This window comes from Thalassovita aquimarina, from assembly GCF_018219815.1.
GTDB classification, from domain to species: domain Bacteria; phylum Pseudomonadota; class Alphaproteobacteria; order Rhodobacterales; family Rhodobacteraceae; genus Thalassobius; species Thalassobius aquimarinus.
On record NZ_JADMKU010000047.1, the window covers coordinates 1 to 3,148 of the forward strand.

The window sequence follows — 3,148 nt, forward strand, 5'->3', positions numbered from 1 at the left end:
CAGACATTTTACCGCTCGTTTTTCGAACGGTGAATCACGCCACCCGGCGGAAATCAATGGGTCCTGACCCTAGAAAGAGAAGGGTATTTCCCCGATTTGGTGTAACCATCCGGCGTAGGCCGCGGATTGTGGCAGTTCTCAGGTCGTACCCTTGGGAGCTTTGGGTTTGCGGGGCCGCGGGGTCCATTCCTTTGCAAGCAGTTCAAGTCGTTGGACGATCCTGTCGATCCGGGCATCTTCTGGATCGAAGGAACCACCTGACCATAGCTTCATGTCCTCGTGTTGCTCATGATCAGGATCGGCGAGGGCTTCGAGGAATTCCTCGTAGCCCCAGGCGCCACCGACGTCCTCGGGTGGGCAGGCGCCGGTGGCCTTGAGGAGCCGTGGATAGATCATGCCGGGGATGGCATCGTTGACTCGCTCGATACGTATGCTGTGGTCCCAGTCATCGCCGAAATCATAGACATACTGGATCGTCCTGACGCCGGTTTCCTCGAGTACCTTCTCCAGCGTCGTCTTCTTCGCGGACATGGGACCATCGTAGAACCCATCCGGATCGGGCAGGCCCCAACTGGCGTCACCGGCGCGGAACTCGTAGAGATGGGTGTCTGTCCATCCCATGGCCGCCTGTATAACCTCATGCAGCCGGTCGAGCCTGATCTTCAGCGGCACCTCGATATGCCGCATCGGTTGCGGGTCGACGTCGTTCAGGATGATCCGAAGGCGGGCGATCAGGGTCATGCGGCTATCCTTTGTTCAGCCTGGGACCAGTTCCAGGGCAGGAGATCCGGCACCTGGGAGACCGTCGTGTTGGGCAACCGGGCGAGGACATCGGCGAGCCAGGCTTGGGGGTCAACATCATTCATCTTGGCGGTGACGATCAGGGAATACATGAAGGCGGCGCGGTCGCCACCACGCTCGGAGCCGGCGAAGAGCCAGGACTTCCGGCCGAGGGCTACGCCCCGCAGGGCCCGTTCGGCAGCATTGTTCGTCAAGCAAATACGGCCATCGTCAAGGAAGCGGCTGAAGGCTGTCCAGCGGTCCTTCGCGAACATGTAGCTGATCGCCTTGGCGACCGGGCTATGCTTCGACATCCTGTCGCGTTCCGTGCGCATCCAGTCGTGCAATGCCTCGACCAGAGGGCGGGACAGTTGTTGCCTGGCTTCCTGCCGTTCCGCAGCGGTCAGGCCATTGATGCCGCGTTCGATGTCGAAGATCGCATCGATCCGCGTCACCGCCTCCAGCGCCACCGGTGATATGTCATGTGCAGGTTTGCCCTTGCGGACAATTCCCTTGATGTCGGCAAGCTCGAAGAACTTGCGCCTGGCGTGGCTCCAGCATAGCGCGCTCTCGACCGGCCCCGGGCCACGGTCGGCGCGGTAGAGGTCGTTGTAGCCCCCATAGGCGTCGGCTTGCAGGACGCCCTGCCAGCCGACGAGATGTCGGTTCGGGTTGGCCATTCCGCGGTCGCGGGAGAAGTGGAACAGGGCGGCAGGTGGGGCCCCGCCGCCGAAGGGACGATCATCCCTGACATAGGTCCAGAGCCGGGCGGTTTTTGTCCCGCCCTTTGCCAATAGCGGCACCGTCGTGTCATCGCCGTGCAAACGTTCTGCCTCGAGGACATGGGCACGGATCAGCGCATGGAGGGGCTCCAGCGCGGCGGCGCATGCCCCGACCTGATCGGCGAGCGTCGAAAGGCTGAGATCGACACCTTCCTTTGCGTAGCGCTCGGCCTGACGGTTCAAAGGCAGATGCTGTCCGAACTTCTCGAACAGGATCATCGCCAGCAGGTTCGGCCCCGCCCAACCGCGCGGTGTGGGGTGGAACGGCGCCGGCGGCTGGCTGATCTTCTCGCACTGCCGGCAGGTGAACTTCTCGCGGACTGTCTGGATCACCTTCCACTGCCGCGGGATCACCTCCAGCGTCTCGGTTATATCCTCCCCCATCTTCACAATCCGATCCGAGCCGCAGCAGGAACAGGCCGCGGGGGCCGCGATCACCACCCGCTCGCGCGGCAGATGGTCCGGAAAGGGCTTGCGGGTCGTGCGGCGGCGGTCGAAGCCTGCGACGGTCGTGGTCTTCGCCAGCCTCTCTGCCGCGATCTCGTCCTCGGTGGCCGCTGCTTCAAGCTCCTCGAGTTGCAACTCCATCTGGTCGATCAGGCGGGTCCGCCGTTCCGAGCTGTGGCCATATTGTTCGCGCCGGAGCTTGGCGATCTCGAGCCGGAGGTGCCTGATCATTGCCTCGGAGGTCGAGACCACCGCGCGGACCTGCGCCAGTTCGCTTTCCGCGGCCTCGGCACGGGCCTCCGAGGCCGCGAGCGCGGCGCGCAATATGGCAATCTCGGAAGCGGTATTTGACATGGTCGAGACCTACCACACCGGCATCGGAAAGCCCATGCAAATAAGACTGAACAGGTCGATTTATCCCGCCTTTGCAGGGCGTTGTGTCCAACGTGGATTACGCCAGTCGATGCCCTCCAGAAGGTAGCCGAGCTGGGCTGCGGAGATCTGCACCGCCTCACCACTCCGGCTGACCGGCCAGATGAACTTCCCGGCCTCCAGCCGCTTGGTGTAGAGCGACATGCCGACCCCATCGTGCCAGAGCAGCTTGACCAGATCTCCCTTGCGCCCGCGGAAGCAGAAGATCTCGCCCGCATGCGGATCGCGCCCGAGGCCCTGCTGCACCGTCAGCGCCAGGGTGTTCATGCCGCGCCGCATGTCGGTGACCCCGCCCGCAATCCATACGCGCACCCCCGCCGGGAAGGCGATCATCGACTGTCCAGAACCGGGAGGAGCCGCGCCAGAATCTCCAGGTCCACCGTGGAGGGGACAAGGAGCCGGCGCCCGTTCCTCAGCACGATCTCGAGCCGGACATCACTGGCGCCGGACTGCACCACTGGTGCTGTCGCGGGCGCGGGCGTCCCAGGCGAAAGCGTCAACGGAATGAATGCCGGCGCTGTCTCGCCACCAAGCTCGCCGTCCCGATACTGGCGCCGCCATACCGTCAGCAGAGAGCGTGACACACCGTGCCGCCGGGCTGTTGCAGCTACCTGGCGGTGCCCAACAAAGCGTAAGCGCCTCGGCGATCCCCTACGCGGCGCGGCTTGACGCGACCGCGAAGTTCCAGGGCATGAGTTCGTCGATGC

General features: G+C 63.9%; 4 protein-coding genes. All 4 read right to left on the reverse strand.

Features of this window, described 5'->3' with window-relative positions:
* Window positions 1-138: 138 nt before the first annotated feature.
* Window positions 139-741, reverse strand: a complete 603-nt coding sequence (locus IT775_RS21040; RefSeq protein WP_212703212.1) for a plasmid pRiA4b ORF-3 family protein — start codon at window positions 739-741, stop codon at window positions 139-141.
* A complete protein-coding gene (tnpC, locus tag IT775_RS21045) occupies window positions 738-2,363 on the reverse strand; it encodes an IS66 family transposase (protein WP_212703213.1) in 1,626 nt (541 codons plus the stop codon). Before tnpC ends, IT775_RS21040 begins: the two co-directional genes overlap by 4 nt.
* A gap of 60 nt (window positions 2,364-2,423) precedes the next feature.
* On the reverse strand, window positions 2,424-2,774 hold the full coding sequence (gene tnpB, locus IT775_RS21050; RefSeq protein ID WP_212703214.1) for an IS66 family insertion sequence element accessory protein TnpB: 351 nt from the start codon (window positions 2,772-2,774) through the stop codon (window positions 2,424-2,426).
* Window positions 2,771-3,148 (reverse strand): IS66-like element accessory protein TnpA (tnpA, locus tag IT775_RS21055; RefSeq protein WP_218958667.1); only part of this gene is annotated, 378 nt, incomplete at its 5' end. The genes tnpA and tnpB, both read right to left, overlap by 4 nt.